This is a genomic window from Pseudomonas sp. R5(2019) (assembly GCF_009905435.1).
Taxonomy (GTDB): Bacteria; Pseudomonadota; Gammaproteobacteria; order Pseudomonadales; family Pseudomonadaceae; genus Aquipseudomonas.
Genome location: NZ_JAAAMT010000026.1, coordinates 61,883 through 77,299, shown reverse-complemented (window position 1 = coordinate 77,299; position 15,417 = coordinate 61,883). Strand labels below are relative to the sequence as shown.

Annotated in this window: 12 protein-coding genes and 1 pseudogene; 4 read left to right on the top strand and 9 right to left on the bottom strand. The window is 59.8% G+C overall.

What is annotated here, in order from left to right:
• From GUY40_RS17430 to GUY40_RS17395, 8 genes and pseudogenes are all read right to left on the bottom strand, one after another.
• A pseudogene (locus tag GUY40_RS17430) lies at positions 1-309 on the bottom strand (putrescine ABC transporter permease PotI); the annotation flags it as partial.
• The gene (locus tag GUY40_RS17425) at positions 306-1,226 is read right to left on the bottom strand and encodes an ABC transporter permease subunit (RefSeq protein ID WP_166570153.1); all 921 of its coding nucleotides are present in this window, start codon (positions 1,224-1,226) and stop codon (positions 306-308) included. The pseudogene GUY40_RS17430 and the gene GUY40_RS17425, both read right to left, overlap by 4 nt.
• Positions 1,223-2,365 (bottom strand): polyamine ABC transporter ATP-binding protein, encoded by a 1,143-nt coding sequence (gene potA / locus GUY40_RS17420; protein ID WP_166570152.1) that lies wholly within the window; start codon positions 2,363-2,365, stop codon positions 1,223-1,225. Before potA ends, GUY40_RS17425 begins: the two co-directional genes overlap by 4 nt.
• A gap of 60 nt (positions 2,366-2,425) precedes the next feature.
• A complete protein-coding gene (locus GUY40_RS17415) occupies positions 2,426-3,520 on the bottom strand; it encodes a polyamine ABC transporter substrate-binding protein (protein WP_166570151.1) in 1,095 nt (364 codons plus the stop codon).
• A 172-nt stretch (positions 3,521-3,692) separates the two neighbouring features.
• Positions 3,693-4,790, bottom strand: coding sequence for a polyamine ABC transporter substrate-binding protein (locus tag GUY40_RS17410; protein WP_166570150.1), 1,098 nt, complete (start codon positions 4,788-4,790; stop codon positions 3,693-3,695).
• A 221-nt stretch (positions 4,791-5,011) separates the two neighbouring features.
• Positions 5,012-6,376, bottom strand: coding sequence for an aspartate aminotransferase family protein (locus GUY40_RS17405; protein WP_166570149.1), 1,365 nt, complete (start codon positions 6,374-6,376; stop codon positions 5,012-5,014).
• Positions 6,377-6,425: 49 nt separating this feature from the next.
• Positions 6,426-7,784 carry a glutamine synthetase family protein gene (locus GUY40_RS17400; protein ID WP_166570148.1) on the bottom strand — a complete coding sequence of 453 codons (1,359 nt, stop codon included), beginning with the start codon at positions 7,782-7,784 and terminating at the stop codon, positions 6,426-6,428.
• 36 nt (positions 7,785-7,820) lie between these two features.
• Complete coding sequence (locus GUY40_RS17395; RefSeq protein WP_166570147.1) at positions 7,821-8,597, bottom strand: gamma-glutamyl-gamma-aminobutyrate hydrolase family protein; 777 nt, start codon at positions 8,595-8,597, stop codon at positions 7,821-7,823.
• Positions 8,598-8,874: 277 nt separating this feature from the next.
• Here GUY40_RS17395 and GUY40_RS17390 point away from each other — a divergent pair, with 277 nt between their 5' ends.
• Both GUY40_RS17390 and GUY40_RS17385 read left to right on the top strand, forming a co-directional pair.
• On the top strand, positions 8,875-10,251 hold the full coding sequence (locus GUY40_RS17390) for a glutamine synthetase family protein (RefSeq protein WP_166570146.1): 1,377 nt from the start codon (positions 8,875-8,877) through the stop codon (positions 10,249-10,251).
• Positions 10,252-10,406: 155 nt separating this feature from the next.
• On the top strand, positions 10,407-11,039 hold the full coding sequence (locus GUY40_RS17385; protein WP_166570145.1) for a TetR/AcrR family transcriptional regulator: 633 nt from the start codon (positions 10,407-10,409) through the stop codon (positions 11,037-11,039).
• A 49-nt stretch (positions 11,040-11,088) separates the two neighbouring features.
• Here GUY40_RS17385 and GUY40_RS17380 read toward each other — a convergent pair whose 3' ends face one another.
• Positions 11,089-12,714 (bottom strand): BCCT family transporter, encoded by a 1,626-nt coding sequence (locus GUY40_RS17380; RefSeq protein ID WP_371924840.1) that lies wholly within the window; start codon positions 12,712-12,714, stop codon positions 11,089-11,091.
• A gap of 480 nt (positions 12,715-13,194) precedes the next feature.
• On the opposite strand from GUY40_RS17380, the gene betI reads away from it, so the two are divergent.
• Together betI and betB are read left to right on the top strand one after the other, a co-directional pair.
• On the top strand, positions 13,195-13,827 hold the full coding sequence (gene betI / locus GUY40_RS17375) for a transcriptional regulator BetI (RefSeq protein WP_166570143.1): 633 nt from the start codon (positions 13,195-13,197) through the stop codon (positions 13,825-13,827).
• Positions 13,828-13,894: 67 nt separating this feature from the next.
• Positions 13,895-15,367 carry a betaine-aldehyde dehydrogenase gene (gene betB, locus GUY40_RS17370; RefSeq protein ID WP_166570142.1) on the top strand — a complete coding sequence of 491 codons (1,473 nt, stop codon included), beginning with the start codon at positions 13,895-13,897 and terminating at the stop codon, positions 15,365-15,367.
• Positions 15,368-15,417: the final 50 nt, after the last annotated feature.

Below are 15,417 nucleotides of genomic sequence, written 5' to 3'. Positions count from 1 at the left end.
CGCGGTCACCAGGCCGCCGAACAGGGTGCGGCCCTTGAAGCGGGTGACGCGGGTCAGCACGAACGCTGCCAGGGTGCCCAGCGCAACCGCGGCCACCGCCGTGTAGCAGGCGATTTCCAGCGAGCGGACCACCGAGCCCATCAGCTGAGTATTGTCCAGCAGGCCCACGTACCACTTCACCGACCAGCCGCCCCAGACCGTCACCAGCTTGGAGGCGTTGAACGAGTAGATCACCAGAATCAGCATCGGCAGGTAGATGAACAGCAACCCCAGCACCAGCATCAGGTTCGAGAAACTGAAACGCTTCATGCCCTGCCCTCCATCTCTTTGGCCTGACTGCGGTTGAACAGCAGGATCGGCACGATCAGGATCGCCAGCATCACCACCGCCAGGGCAGACGCCACCGGCCAGTCACGGTTGTTGAAGAATTCTTGCCACAACACTTTACCGATCATCAGGGTTTCCGGGCCGCCCAACAGCTCAGGGATCACGAACTCGCCCACCACCGGGATGAACACCAGCATGCAGCCAGCGACGATGCCGTTCTTGGCCAGCGGCACGGTGATTTTCCAGAAGCTGTTGAACGTGCTCGAACCCAGGTCCGATGCCGCTTCCAGCAGGCTTTGGTCGTGCTTCACCAGGTTGGCGTAGAGCGGCAGGATCATGAACGGCAGGTAGGAATAAACCACGCCGATATAAACCGCCAGGTTGGTATTGAGGATCTGCAGCGGCTGGTCGATAAGGCCCAGCCACATCAGGAAGGCGTTGAGCAGGCCATTATTGCTGAGGATGCCCATCCAGGCATACACGCGGATCAGGATCGCCGTCCAGGTCGGCATCATGATCAGCAGCAACAGCACCGTCTGCATCTCCTTGCGCGCCTTGGAGATGGCATAGGCCATCGGGAAGCCGATGAACAGGCACAGCAAGGTGCTGAAAAACGCCATCTTCAGCGAGCCGAGGTACGCCGAGATATAGAGTTCGTCCTCGCCGAGCAAGCCGTAGTTGGCCAGGTTGAGCACCAGCTCGATCTTTTGTTCGACGTAGGTATAGATTTCGGTGTACGGCGGAATCGCCACGTCGGCTTCAGCAAAGCTGATCTTCAGGACGATGAAGAACGGCAGCATGAAGAACAGGAACAGCCAGATAAACGGAACGCCGATCACCAGATGGCGACCGCCGGGCGTTACTCGGTCGAGGGCGCGTTTGAGTTTTCGAATGTTCATGACCGCAGTACCACGCCGCTATCGTCTTCCCACCACACGAACACCTGGTCATCCCAGGTCGGACGCGCGCCCCGACGCTCAGCGTTGGCCACGAACGACTGCACCAGCTTGCCGCAGGGCAATTCGACGTAGAACACCGAATGGCCGCCCAGGTAGGCAATGTCGAGGACCTTGCCGCGCGACCAGTTGTATTGGCTGTCCGGCTGCTCGGTGGTCACCAGCAGTTTTTCCGGGCGGATGGCGTAGGTCACGCGCTTGTCCTGCACCGAAGTGCTGACGCCGTGACCAACATAAATATTGCGCTCAAGCTCGGGGCTGGCGATCAGGGCATGGCCTTCGGCATCGTCGACGACTTCGCCTTCGAACAGGTTGACATTACCGATGAACTCGCAGACCAGGCGGCTGGTCGGGGTTTCATAGATGTCGATCGGGCTGCCGATCTGAGCGATCCAACCCAGGTGCATGATCGCGATGCGCTGGGCCATGGTCATGGCCTCTTCCTGGTCGTGGGTCACCATCACGCAAGTCACGCCGACCCGCTCGATGATTTCTACCAGCTCCAGCTGCATTTGCGAGCGCAGCTTCTTGTCCAGTGCGCCCATCGGCTCATCGAGCAGCAACAGCTTCGGGCGCTTGGCCAGCGAACGGGCCAGGGCCACGCGCTGGCGCTGGCCGCCGGACAGCTGGTGCGGCTTGCGCTTGGCATACTGGCTCATCTGCACCAGCTTGAGCATTTCGGCCACACGGGCGTCGATCTCGGCCTTGGGGATCTTGTCCTGCTGCAGGCCGAAGGCGATGTTCTGCGCCACGGTCATGTGCGGGAACAGCGCGTAGGACTGGAACATCATGTTGATCGGCCGCTCGTAGGGCGGCATATCGGTGATGTCCACGCCATCGAGGAAAATTCGCCCCTCCGTCGGCCGTTCGAAACCGGCCAGCATGCGCAGCAAGGTGGATTTACCCGAACCGGAGCCGCCGAGCAGGGCAAAGATCTCGCCCTTGTTGATCTGCAAAGACACGTCGTCCACCGCGATCGTCTCGTCGAACTTTTTCGTGACCCGGTCGATCTTGACCAGCACCTGCTTGGGTTGCTGGTCGCCCTCGAGGGCTTTCTTATAGGCGCCGGAGGCAACTGCCATTAACGAAACTCCCAACCTGGTTTACAGCCCACCCTCAAACACGGGGCGGACCTTGGATAATTATTTGCCCGACTTGACCTTGGTCCAGCTGCGGGTCATCAAACGTTGCACCTTGGGGGGCAACTCGGAGTTGACGTAAAGCTTGTCGACCACCGCTTGCGGTGGATACACCGACTCATCAGTGCGCACGCTTTGTTCCATCAGTTCCCCAGCCTTCGGGTTGGGGTTGGCATAGCCGACGTAATCGCTGACCTTCGCGATGACTTGAGGCTCAAGCAGATAGTTGATGAAGGCGTGGGCTTGCTTGACGTTGGTGGCATCCCTGGGGATTGCCAGCATGTCGAACCAGAGGTTGCCGCCTTCCTTGGGAATCGAATAGGCGATGTCCACGCCCTTGCCCGCTTCTTCGGCGCGAGCCTTGGCCTGGAAGATATCGCCCGAGAACCCGGCCGCCACGCAGATATCGCCGTTGGCCAGATCGCTGATGTATTTGGAGGAGTGGAAGTACGTCACGTAAGGGCGCACCGCCAGCAACTTTTTCTCGGCTTTCTCGTAATCCTCGGGATCGGTGCTGTTGGGGTCCAGCCCCATATAATTCAGGACCGCCGGCAGCATCTCATCAGCGGAGTCGAGGAACGCGACACCGCACTTGGAGAGCTTCTTGATATTTTCCGGTTCGAACAACACAGCCCAGGAATCGATCTTCTCGACACCCAGCGCAGCCTTGACCTTCTCGACGTTGTAACCAATGCCGTTGGTGCCCCACAGGTAAGGCACGGCGTATTGGTTGCCCAAGTCGTTCTTCTCCAGGCGCTTGAGCAGCGCAGGGTCCAGGTTCTGCCAGTTCGGCAGTTGCGACTTGTCGAGCTTCTGGAACGCACCGGCCTTGATCTGCTTGCCCAGGAAGTGGTTTGACGGCACGACCACGTCATAGCCGGTACGGCCCGCCAGCAACTTGCCTTCCAGTGTTTCGTTAGAGTCAAAAACGTCGTACACCGGCTTAATGGCGGTGGCCTTTTCGAAGTCCGCGAGGGTGGTCTCGCCGATGTAATCTGACCAGTTATAAATATGCACAGTGGGCGCCGCTTGCACGCTGAGCGCCAGCGTCAGACCCGCGCCCGCCAACATGGCCTTGCGAAACAAAGAAGTAGACAAGTGGGAGGTCCTCTCAATAGTGCCCGTGGCAAACGGCAGTGACCTGCCGGATAACAAAACCGGCGCGCAACTTACCTTCGATAAACCCATCCAGCAAAAAAAATTTGCATCTTCAAGCCACCGCGAACACCGCCCGCCGAATGACAGGCCGTGTTCGCGGCGCAAACCGGGCTTATTTACCCGATTTGATCTTGGTCCAGCTGCGGGTCAGGATCCGCTGGGTTGCGGCGGGCAAGTCGGCGATCGCATACAACTTGGCCTGTACATCAGCGGCTGGGTAAATACCCGGGTCGTTCTTGATGGCGTCTTCCACAAACTCGGTCGCCTTGGCATTACCGTTCGGGAACTGCACGGTATTGGTGATTTCAGCCATGATTTCCGGCTTCATCAGGAAGTTCATCCACTTGTAGGCGCCTTCGACGTTCTCGGCATCTTTAGGGATGGCGACCATGTCATAGAAGCTGCCAGCACCTTCTTTCGGAATGGCGTAGGAAACTTTGACCTTGCCGCCGGCTTCTTCCGCACGGGACTTGGCCTGCTGGATATCACCCGAGTAGCCCACGGCGACGCAGATGTTGCCGTTGGCCAGGTCAGAGATGTACTTGGAGGAGTGGAAGTAACCGATCGAAGGACGGATCTTGAGGAACAGGGCTTCGGCTTCAGCCAGTTGTTTCTTGTCCTCGGAGTCGGTCGGGTAGCCCAGGTAGTGCAGCGCGACCGGGATCATTTCGGTTGGCGAGTCCAGGAAGCTCACACCGCAACCCTTGAGCTTGGCGATGTTTTCAGGCTTGAGCAGCGTGTCCCAGGAATCGATCTTGTCGGTACCCAGCGCGGCCTTGACCTTCTCCGGGTTGTAACCGATGCCGATGGTGCCCCACATATACGGGAAAGCGTATTTGTTGTCCTTGTCGCTGGCATCGCCAACGGCCTTGAGCAAGTCTTTGTTCAGGTTGTCCCAGTTCGGCAACTTGGAGCGATCCAGTTCCTGGTAGACACCGGCCTTGATCTGCTTGGCCAGGAAGTTGTTCGACGGCACGACGACGTCGTACCCGGACTTGCCCGCCAGCAACTTGGCCTCCAGGGTTTCGTTGCTGTCGAAGACATCGTAGACCACTTTGATGCCCGACTCGGCCTCGAACTTCTTCACGGTATCCGGTGCGATGTAATCCGACCAGTTGTACACGTGCAGTACTTTATCGTCCGCCTGAACAGTGCCAGCCACCAGCCCCATCAGGGACATGGCCAGAAGCGTCTTGCCAAATTTCTTCATGCGTCATGCTCCAGTATTTTTTTATCAAGCCTGCTGCCCGACCGCCAAGCCCTGGTACGCAAATGCTGGCCAGCCGCAACAGCTGCTAGTCTGGCAAGATCCAGGGCGCTCTATCAACATCCTGGTAGGAGCGAGGCTTGCCCGCGATGGATTCGTCGCGGTGTCTTTCAAGCACCGCGGCGTCTTGATCGCGACCAAGGTCTGCTCCTACACACTAGCACTTAGCTATTAAGTGCATTGAGCGTGAGGTCCAGGCATTTACGTGCTTTTGTTACCAACTCATCGATCTCTTCCCTGGTGATCACCAGCGACGGGGCGATGATCATGGTGTCGCCGACTGCGCGCATGATCAGGCCGTTGTCGAAACAGAACTGCCGGCAGATCATTCCGACGCCCTTGTCGGTATAACGAGCCCGAGTGGCCTTGTCCTTGACCAGTTCAATGGCCCCCAGCAGGCCCAGACCCCGCACTTCACCCACCAGCGGATGATCGCTGAGTTCGCGCAGACGTTTCTGCAAATACGGTGCCGTTTCGGCTTTGACCCGCTCGATAATTTTTTCGTCACGCAGGATGCGGATATTTTCCAGGCCCACGGCGGCCGCGACCGGGTGGCCGGAATAGGTGAAGCCGTGGTTGAAGTCGCCGCCTTCGTTGAGGACCTTGACGATCTCGTCACGAACGATCACACCGCCCATGGGGATGTAGCCGCTGGTCATGCCTTTGGCGATGGTCATCAGGTCCGGCTTGAGGTCGTAGTAATCGCTGCCGAACCATTCGCCGGTACGGCCAAAGCCGCAGATCACTTCGTCAGCGACAAACAGAATGTCGTACTTGGCGAGAATCTCTTTGACCTTCGGCCAGTAGGTGTCTGGCGGAATGATCACGCCGCCCGCGCCCTGGATCGGCTCGGCAATAAAGGCCGCGACCTTGTCTTCGCCGACTTCGAGAATCTTCTTCTCCAGTTGCTCGGCGGCCCAGATGCCAAACTCGTCCGGGCTCATGTCGCCGCCTTCGCCGAACCAGTACGGCTGCGGGATATGGACGATACCCGGGATTGGCAGGTCGCCCTGCTCGTGCATACCGACCATGCCGCCCAGGCTCGCGCCGGCCACGGTGGAGCCGTGGTAGCCGTTGATGCGACCGATGATGACTTTCTTCTCGCGCTTGCCTTTCAGTGCCCAGTAATGGCGAACCATGCGCAGCACGGTGTCGTTGCCTTCGGAGCCGGAGCCGGTGAAGAACACGTGGCTCATGCCGGCCGGGGCAACGTCGGAGATGACCTTGGCCAGTTCCAGCGCCGGTGGGTGAGCGGTCTGGAAGAACAGGTTGTAGTACGGCAGCTCGCGCATTTGTTTGCTGGCCGCCTCGACCAGTTCGTCACGGCCGTAGCCGACCGCCACGCACCACAGGCCGGCCATGCCGTCGAGGATCTTGTTGCCTTCGCTGTCCCACAGGTGCACGCCCTGGGCCCTGGTGATGATCCGCGGGCCTTTTTCCGCCAGCTGCTTGAAGTCGCTGAACGGGGCCAGGTGATGATCACGGCTCAAGTCTTGCCAGTCGCGGGTTTGCGGGTTTTTGACGCTCATGTGCTTCTCCGTTAACAAGAGGCCGCAGTGGGCTGCGGCCCCGTATCGATCAGACCGCGAACAGCAGGAATTCCCGTTCCCAGGAGCTGATGACGCGCTTGAAGTTTTCATGCTCGGCACGCTTGGTGGCGACGTAACCGACGATGAATTTTTTACCCAGGTATTTCTCCAGTGACCGGCAGTTTTCCATGCGCTCAAGCGCATCTTCGATGGTCAATGGCAGGCGCAGGTTGCGCCGCTCGTAGCCCCGGCCCTGCACCTGCGCGCTGGGAACAAGGCCTTCGACCATGCCGATATAGCCGCACAACAGGCTGGCAGCGATGGCCAGGTAGGGGTTGGCATCGGCGCCCGGCAGGCGGTTTTCCACCCGGCGGTTCTGCGGGCCGGCGTCCGGTACGCGCAGGCCGACGGTGCGGTTTTCTTCGCCCCACTCGACGTTCACTGGTGCCGAGGTATCGGGCAGGAATCGGCGGAACGAGTTCACGTTGGGAGCAAACAGCGGCAACAGCTCGGGGATGTACTTCTGCAGGCCACCGACGTGATGCATAAACAGCTCGCTCATGCTCCCGTCTTCATTGGAGAAGATGTTCTTGCCGGTGTGCGCGTCGACGACGCTCTGGTGCAGGTGCATCGCGCTGCCCGGCTCGCCGGTCATGGGCTTGGCCATGAAGGTTGCGGCCACGTTGTGCTTGAGCGCGGCCTCGCGCATGGTGCGCTTGAACACCAGGATCTGGTCGGCCAGCGACAAGGCATTGCCGTGACGGAAGTTGATTTCCATCTGCGCCGTGCCGTCTTCGTGGATCAGCGTATCCAGGTCCAGGTTCTGCAGTTCGCACCAGTCATAGACATCTTCGAACAGCGGATCGAATTCGTTGGCGGCTTCGATGGAGAACGACTGGCGACCGGTTTCCGGGCGACCGGAACGACCCACCGGCGGCTGCAGCGGGAAGTCCGGGTCTTCGCAGCGCTTGGTCAGGTAAAACTCCATTTCCGGCGCGACGATGGGTTGCCAGCCGCGGTCGGCATAGAGCTTCAAGACTTTCTTGAGCACGTTGCGGGGCGACAACTCGATCGGGTTGCCTTGCTTGTCGTAGGTATCGTGGATGACCTGCGCGGTCGGCTCGATGGCCCAGGGCACGAGAAACACCGCGTTCTCGTCGGGTCGGCAGATCATGTCGATGTCTGCAGGGTCGAGCAGCTCGTAATAGATGTCATCCTCGACGTAGTCTCCGGTGACCGTCTGTAACAGCACGCTCTCGGGCAGGCGCATGCCTTTTTCGGCAATGAACTTGTTGGTCGGGGATATCTTGCCGCGGGTGATCCCGGTGAGATCTGCGATCAGGCATTCCACTTCGGTGATCTTGTGTTCTTTCAACCAATCGGTGAGCTGGTCGAGGCTGGTACTCATAAATACCTCAGGAGGTCATACCCGACTCGTCAGGAGTCAGGCGTTTTTTGACGCGGATGCGCCACGTTGTGCTGCTCGTTGCCGGCAGGCCTGGCCAAAGGCCTGGAAAATCGCCAGGTAGTGTGGGTTGTCACGCACTTGCCACTCCGGGTGCCACTGAACAGCCAGGGCAAAGCCCGCACCCTGTTCAATCGACACTGCCTCGATCAGGCCGTCGGACGCCAGCGCCTCTACTCTAAGGCCGGGCGCCAGGTATTCGATACCCTGGCCGTGTATGGAGTTGACCTCAATAGTAGCGGGCAAGCCCAGCGAGGCGAGCACGCCGCCAGGCTGCACCTGCATCGAATGCCTGGGACCGTACTGGACCTCGAGCGATTCGTTTTCCGGCTCACGATGGTCCATGAAGGTTCCGGTTTCATGAACCTTCTGGTGCAGGCTGCCGCCGAGCGCCACATTCATCTCCTGAAACCCTCGGCAAATGCCGAGCACCGGCACGCCGGCGGCAATGGCTGCACGCATCAGGGGCAGGGTCGTGGCGTCGCGGGCAGGGTCATGGGCAGTGCCTTCAGCACTGGCTGGCCCGTTATAGTGAAAGGGTTCTATATTGGAAGGAGAGCCGGTAAAGAGCAGCCCATCCACGGCGTCAAGTATATCGGCCGGTTTGAACAGTTCACCGAGGGAAGGCAGGATCACTGGCAGCCCACACGCGGCTTGAGCCACTGCGCGGACGTACTTGTCGCCACTGATGTGGTAAGCATGCAAACCGATCTGCTTGGTACAGGCGGTGACGCCGATTATCGGCAAGAGAGACATGTAACCCCCGGTATTATTGCTGTTCTGGGTTGCATTCGAGCTTAGCCTTGTTCATTTTTTTACACAACACCCCCGTAAAAAATAGAACACGGCCTGCTTTAGCCTGTGACTGGCTATAGCTCAAAGCACGTTTCAATGCCCTAAATTGCAACAAAAATGGCGCTTCAGCGCTTTTTCAGGGCAAAACCGGGCTCGCTTGACTTCAGGATGGCTTTCGGATTGACTGAACCAACAAGAGCCCATTGATTGATATTTTTAACAACAAAGGTGTTGCATCATGTCGGTACCCCCGCGTGCCGTTCAGCTTAACGAAGCGAACGCGTTCCTTAAGGAACATCCTGAGGTTCTGTACGTTGACCTTCTGATTGCAGATATGAATGGTGTGGTGCGTGGCAAGCGCATCGAACGCACAAGCCTGCACAAGGTTTACGAGAAAGGCATCAACCTGCCGGCCTCCCTCTTCGCCCTGGATATCAACGGTTCGACGGTAGAAAGCACGGGCCTTGGCCTGGACATCGGCGATGCCGATCGTATCTGCTACCCCATCCCGGACACCCTGTGCAACGAGCCCTGGCAGAAGCGCCCGACCGCGCAGCTGTTAATGACCATGCACGAACTCGAAGGCGAGCCGTTCTTTGCCGACCCGCGTGAAGTGCTGCGCCAGGTCGTGAGCAAGTTCGACGAAATGGGCCTGACCATTTGCGCGGCCTTCGAACTCGAGTTCTACCTGATCGACCAGGAAAACGTGAACGGCCGCCCACAGCCGCCGCGCTCACCGATCTCCGGCAAACGCCCGCATTCGACCCAGGTTTACCTGATCGATGACCTGGACGAGTACGTCGACTGCCTGCAAGACATCCTCGAAGGCGCGAAAGAACAAGGCATCCCTGCCGACGCCATCGTCAAGGAAAGTGCCCCGGCACAATTCGAAGTGAACCTGCATCACGTCGCCGACCCGATGAAGGCCTGCGATTACGCGGTACTGCTCAAGCGACTGATCAAGAACATCGCCTACGACCATGAGATGGACACCACCTTCATGGCCAAGCCTTACCCAGGTCAGGCAGGCAATGGCCTTCACGTCCACATCTCGATTCTGGACCGTGACGGCAAGAACATCTTCACCAGTGAGGATCCCGAGCAGAACGCCGCACTACGTCATGCGATCGGCGGTGTGCTCGAGACCCTACCGGCTTCGATGGCGTTCCTGTGCCCGAACGTCAACTCGTATCGCCGTTTCGGCGCCCAGTTCTACGTGCCGAACTCGCCGTGCTGGGGCCTGGACAACCGTACCGTGGCCTTGCGCGTACCGACCGGCACGCCAGACGCCGTGCGCATCGAACACCGCGTTGCTGGCGCCGATGCCAACCCGTACCTGCTGATGGCGGCCGTGCTCGCCGGCGTTCACCACGGCCTGACCAACCAGGTCGAGCCAAACGCACCGGTGGAAGGCAACTCCTACGAGCAAAACGAGCAGAGCCTGCCCAACAACCTGCGCGATGCCCTGCGCGAACTGGACGACAGCGAGATCCTGGCCAAGTACATCGATCCGAAATACATCGATATCTTCGTCGCGTGCAAAGAGAGCGAGCTGGAAGAGTTCGAACACTCGATCTCCGACCTTGAGTACAACTGGTACCTGCATACGGTCTGATGGCCTCAAAAGCTTCGCGGATAAATCCGCTCCCACATTCCCCACTCACTTTATGTGTAAGGGCTTTTGTGGGAGCGGATTCATCCGCGAATGGCCGCCCCACCGAAATAACCGACATCACGTACAATGCCTCCCGACCCGCTCAGGAGACAGCCATGACGCGCACCGCCGCACCCCGCAAACCACGTGCCCGCAGCCAGGCGCGGATCGATTCGATCCTCGATGCCGCCCGGACGTTGCTGGCCAGTGAGGGTGTCGCCAGCCTGTCGATCTACAGCGTGGCCGAGCGTGCGCAGATTCCGCCCTCTTCGGTCTATCACTTCTTTGCCAGTGTCCCGGCCCTGCTCGAAGCGCTGACCGCCGATGTCCACGGCGCCTTTCGTGCCTGCCTGCAAGCCCCCATCGATCCGGACAGCCTTGATACCTGGCATGACCTGTCGCGCCTGGTCGAGCAGCGCATGCTGACCATCTACAATCAGGACGCCGCCGCCCGCCAACTGATCCTGGCCCAGCACGGCCTGGCCGAAGTCACCCAGGCCGACCGCCAGCACGACATCGAACTGGGCGCACTGATGCACACCCTGTTCGATCAACACTTCCAGCTGCCCAGCCTGCCTGACGATGTGGATGTGTTCGCCCTGGCGATGGAGCTGGGTGACCGGGTCTATGCGCGCTCCATGCAGCTGCACGAGCAGATCACCCCGCGCATGGCCGAGGAAGGCATGCGCGTGTTCGATGCCTATCTTGGGCTTTATCTGCCACCCTTCCTGCCCAAACGCCGCCCATGAAAAAGGGCCCTGTCCTTTCGGATAGAGCCCTCGGTCCAACGTTGTAAATCTAGGCAGGTGTCCTGGTGTGCGCCGGGGTGATCGGCTTGTCCATCAACCGCTGCACGACCGCCTCGGCCTGCTGCCGGTCGCGTTCGGCCAGGTACTCGCTAAACCCGCGACGATCCAGATCCGCTTGCTCCTGCTCGATCAAGGTGTCCTGTTTCATGGCCTTGTACAGGCCGAACATGAACACCACCAGTACCACCGAGAACGGCAGGCCGGCCAGTACCACCATGGTTTGCATGGCTTCGAAGTTACCGGCGAACAACAGGCCAACGGTCACCACGGTGATGATGGCCGACCACAGGATCCGTAGCCAGTGCGGGGCGTCTTCGTCGACCTCACCGCCCTTGCAGGACAGGTTGGCCATCATCACGGCACCGGAGTCAGCCGGGGTCAGGAACAGCACGAAACCGACGAAAATCGCCACGCCGACCACAATTTTCGCCGCCGGGTAATGCTCGAGCAGCTGGTAGATCGACATCGACGGCTGTTCCAGTGCCGTTCGCCCAAGCTCCACCGCGCCGTGATTCATCACCAGGTCCAGCGCGGTGTTGCCGAAAATCGACAGCCACGCCAGGGTAAAGCCCAGAGGAATCAGCAACACGCCGGCGACCAGTTCGCGCACGGTACGGCCACGGGAAATCCGCGCGATGAACATGCCCACGAATGGTGCCCAGGAAATCCACCAGGCCCAGTAGAACACGGTCCACAGGCCCAGCCAGCGCTCGGACCTGGCGTTGTCGCCCTCATACACGTAGAGGTCGAAGGTCTTGAGCACCACGCCGTTGAGGTAATCGCCGATGTTCTGCACAAAGGCATTGAGCAGGTGCAGGGTCGGGCCGTTCAACAGCACGAACAACAGCAGGCCGCTGAACAGCAGGATGTTCAGGTTGGACAGGCGACGAATACCGTTCTCGACCCCCGACACCGCAGCGATGGTCGCCACCGTGCTCATGACCAGGATGACGATCAACAGGTTGGTGTTGTTGTGCTCCATACCGAACAGGTATTCCAGGCCCGACGACACCTGCATCGCACCGATACCGAGGTTGGTCACCAGCCCCAGCAGGGTCACGAACATGCCGAACACGTCGACCGCATGGCCGCCCGCGCCCTTGACCCAGCGCTCACCAACCAGTGGGTAGAGCGCCGAACGCAAGGCCAGCGGCTGGTTATGACGGTAGGCAAAGTACGCCACGGCCAGGCCGACCAGCGCATAGATCGCCCAGCCATGCAGGCCCCAGTGCAGGAACGTCAACTGCAGGCCCTGACGCGCGGCGTGGTTTGTGGCCGAAGCGCCTTCAGGCGAGTTGAAATAGTGATCCAGCGGCTCGGAAGCGCCGAAGTAGAGCAGCGAAATGCCGATGCCCGAAGAAAACAGCATGCCGGCCCAGGCGCCGTAGCTGAAGTCCGGCTTGTCGTCTTTGGAGCCCAGCTTGAGCTTGCCGTACGACGAAAACGCCAGGGCGATGACGAACAGCAGGTAACCGCCGATCACCAGCATGTAGTACCAGCCAAAGCTGCGCGACAGCCAGGCCTGGGCCTGACCGAGCACGCGGCCGGCGGTTTCGGGGGCGGCGATCAACACCGCGGTCAGCAGCAGGATCAACAGGGTCGAGGTGAAAAACACCACCCCGTTAAGCCGGACCCTCTCGGTAGGGGTCTTGATAAGAGAAGCGGTACTCATTGCACAGATGCTCCAGGCAGTGCGAGAGAAAACACAAGGCGACGCAATGTCCCGCGCAATTGGTGCAATAGCCCTACTGCCGCGAGTGTTATAAAAGCACTCTTGATAACCGTGAACCCGCATAGACCGCGTCGAAAACCGGTTCGACAAATCACCGACTGCGCTTTGTCGCGCGCCAGGATCTGAAGCTTCATGCCTGTCCGAATTTTCTGTCTGTGCCCTTCCACGCCATGTCCTGCGCGGGTTCCGAGCCATCATGGGGTGCCAATTTGTGCCGTTTTGACTCGCCCGAAAGCCTGTCAATGGCACAGATTGTCGCAGAGCTTATTCTTTGTTGATTGAACGTTCAATCAAAACAAAATAGACTGGCCTCGCCGAAGCGATCGCCCGTCGATCACTTCCAGGCCCAAGGAGATTTGCAAGATGCCCAAGGTCGGTATGCAACCCATACGCCGCCAGCAGTTGATCGAAGCCACATTGCAGGCTGTAGATCAGGTCGGAATGGGGGATGCCAGCATTGCGTTGATCGCCCGCCTCGCGGGGGTGTCAAACGGCATCATCAGTCACTACTTTCAGGACAAGAACGGCCTGATCGCAGCGACCATGCGCTATTTGATGAGCGTACTGAACGAAAACGTCGCGGCCAGCCGCCTGGCGCTGAAGGAGGACAGCCCACGGGCGCACCTTCAGGTGATCATCGAAGGCAACTTCGATGCGAGTCAGGTGAACGGTCCGGCAATGAAAACCTGGCTGGCCTTCTGGGCCACCAGCATGCACCAGCCGTCTTTGCACCGGTTGCAGCGGATCAACGATCACCGCTTGTATTCCAACCTGTGCTGCCAGTTCCGTCGGGTTCTGCCTATTGACGAAGCCCGCAGTGCCGCCCGCGGCCTGGCGGCACTGATTGACGGTTTGTGGTTGCGCGGCGCGTTGTCTGGAGATGCGTTCGACACGGTGCAGGCGCAGCAGATTGCTTACGAATACATGGATCTACAACTGGCAAAGCAGGCGAGCCCGACGATACAGACCCAGGCCCCTGCCCCGTCGACCGCATAAGCCGCAGGACTTTCCTGGGCATCGATGCGGCGGCGAATGCCCCACACAATGCACTTGCGAGGACACTATGGCCCGTTTCGAAACGCAAAAACTCTACATTGACGGTGGATACGTGGACGCCAGCACCGGCACTACGTTCGAAGCCATCAACCCGGCCAACGGCGAAGTCCTCGCACGGGTGCAACGCGCCGGCAAGGACGACGTTGACCGCGCCGTAGCCAGCGCCGAAAAGGGCCAGAAAGTCTGGGCCGCCATGACCGCCATGCAGCGTTCGCGCATCCTGCGCCGTGCCGTCGACATCCTGCGCGAGCGCAATGATGAACTGGCCGCGCTGGAAACCCTGGACACCGGCAAGTCGTACTCCGAAACCCGCTATGTCGACATCGTCACCGGTGCCGACGTGCTGGAATACTATGCAGGCCTGGTGCCCGCCATCGAAGGCGAGCAGATCCCGTTGCGCGACACCTCCTTCGTCTACACCCGCCGCGAGCCGCTGGGCGTGACCGTCGGTATCGGCGCCTGGAACTACCCGATCCAGATCGCCCTGTGGAAATCCGCCCCGGCCCTGGCCGCTGGCAACGCGATGATCTTCAAGCCAAGTGAAGTCACCTCGCTGACCACTCTGAAACTGGCCGAGATCTACACCGAAGCCGGCCTGCCGGACGGTGTCTTCAACGTGCTGACCGGCAGCGGTCGCGAAGTCGGCGGCTGGCTGACCGAGCACCCGCGCATCGAAAAAATCTCCTTCACCGGCGGCACCGACACCGGCAAGAAGGTCATGGCCAGCGCCTCGAGCTCCTCGCTCAAGGAAGTGACCATGGAACTGGGCGGCAAGTCGCCGCTGATCATTTGCGACGACGCAGACCTGGATAAAGCCGCCGACATCGCCATGATGGCCAACTTCTACAGCTCCGGCCAGGTCTGCACCAACGGCACTCGCGTGTTCGTCCCTGGCCATCTGAAAGCGGCGCTGGAAGCCAAGCTGGTGGAGCGTGTTGCACGCATTCGGGTCGGCAACCCGCAAGACGAAAACACCAACTTCGGCCCGCTGGTCAGCTTCGCCCACATGGAAAACGTGCTCGGCTACATCGCCAAGGGCAAGGAAGAAGGCGCACGCGTCCTGTGCGGCGGCGAACGCCTGACCGACGGCGAATTCGCCAAGGGCGCCTTCGTGGCACCGACCATCTTCACCGACTGCACCGATGACATGACCATCGTCCGTGAAGAGATCTTCGGCCCGGTGATGAGCATCCTCAGCTACGAAACCGAAGAAGAAGTCATCCGTCGCGCCAACGACACCGAATTCGGCCTGGCCGCCGGTATCGTCACCAAGGACCTGAACCGCGCCCACCGCGTGATTCATCAACTGGAAGCCGGTATCTGCTGGATCAACGCCTGGGGCGAGTCCGACGCCAAGATGCCGGTTGGCGGCTACAAGCAGTCGGGTGTTGGCCGTGAGAACGGCATCAGCTCGCTGAACAACTTCACCCGCATCAAATCGGTACAGGTCGAGCTGGGCGATTACGCCTCGGTGTTCTAAGACGCCAGCTATGTGTTGCCTGCGAGGCCATTATCGCGGGCAAGCCATGC

Excerpts from the sequence above, each read along its gene's own strand:
- GUY40_RS17425 (WP_166570153.1), bottom strand. The coding sequence starts at position 1,226 with ATGAACATTCGAAAACTCAAACGCGCCCTCGACCGAGTAACGCCCGGC.
- potA (WP_166570152.1), bottom strand. The coding sequence starts at position 2,365 with ATGGCAGTTGCCTCCGGCGCCTATAAGAAAGCCCTCGAGGGCGACCAG.
- GUY40_RS17410 (WP_166570150.1), bottom strand. The coding sequence starts at position 4,790 with ATGAAGAAATTTGGCAAGACGCTTCTGGCCATGTCCCTGATGGGGCTG.
- GUY40_RS17405 (WP_166570149.1), bottom strand. The coding sequence starts at position 6,376 with ATGAGCGTCAAAAACCCGCAAACCCGCGACTGGCAAGACTTGAGCCGT.
- GUY40_RS17400 (WP_166570148.1), bottom strand. The coding sequence starts at position 7,784 with ATGAGTACCAGCCTCGACCAGCTCACCGATTGGTTGAAAGAACACAAG.
- GUY40_RS17395 (WP_166570147.1), bottom strand. The coding sequence starts at position 8,597 with ATGTCTCTCTTGCCGATAATCGGCGTCACCGCCTGTACCAAGCAGATC.
- GUY40_RS17390 (WP_166570146.1), top strand. The coding sequence starts at position 8,875 with ATGTCGGTACCCCCGCGTGCCGTTCAGCTTAACGAAGCGAACGCGTTC.
- GUY40_RS17385 (WP_166570145.1), top strand. The coding sequence starts at position 10,407 with ATGACGCGCACCGCCGCACCCCGCAAACCACGTGCCCGCAGCCAGGCG.
- betI (WP_166570143.1), top strand. The coding sequence starts at position 13,195 with ATGCCCAAGGTCGGTATGCAACCCATACGCCGCCAGCAGTTGATCGAA.
- betB (WP_166570142.1), top strand. The coding sequence starts at position 13,895 with ATGGCCCGTTTCGAAACGCAAAAACTCTACATTGACGGTGGATACGTG.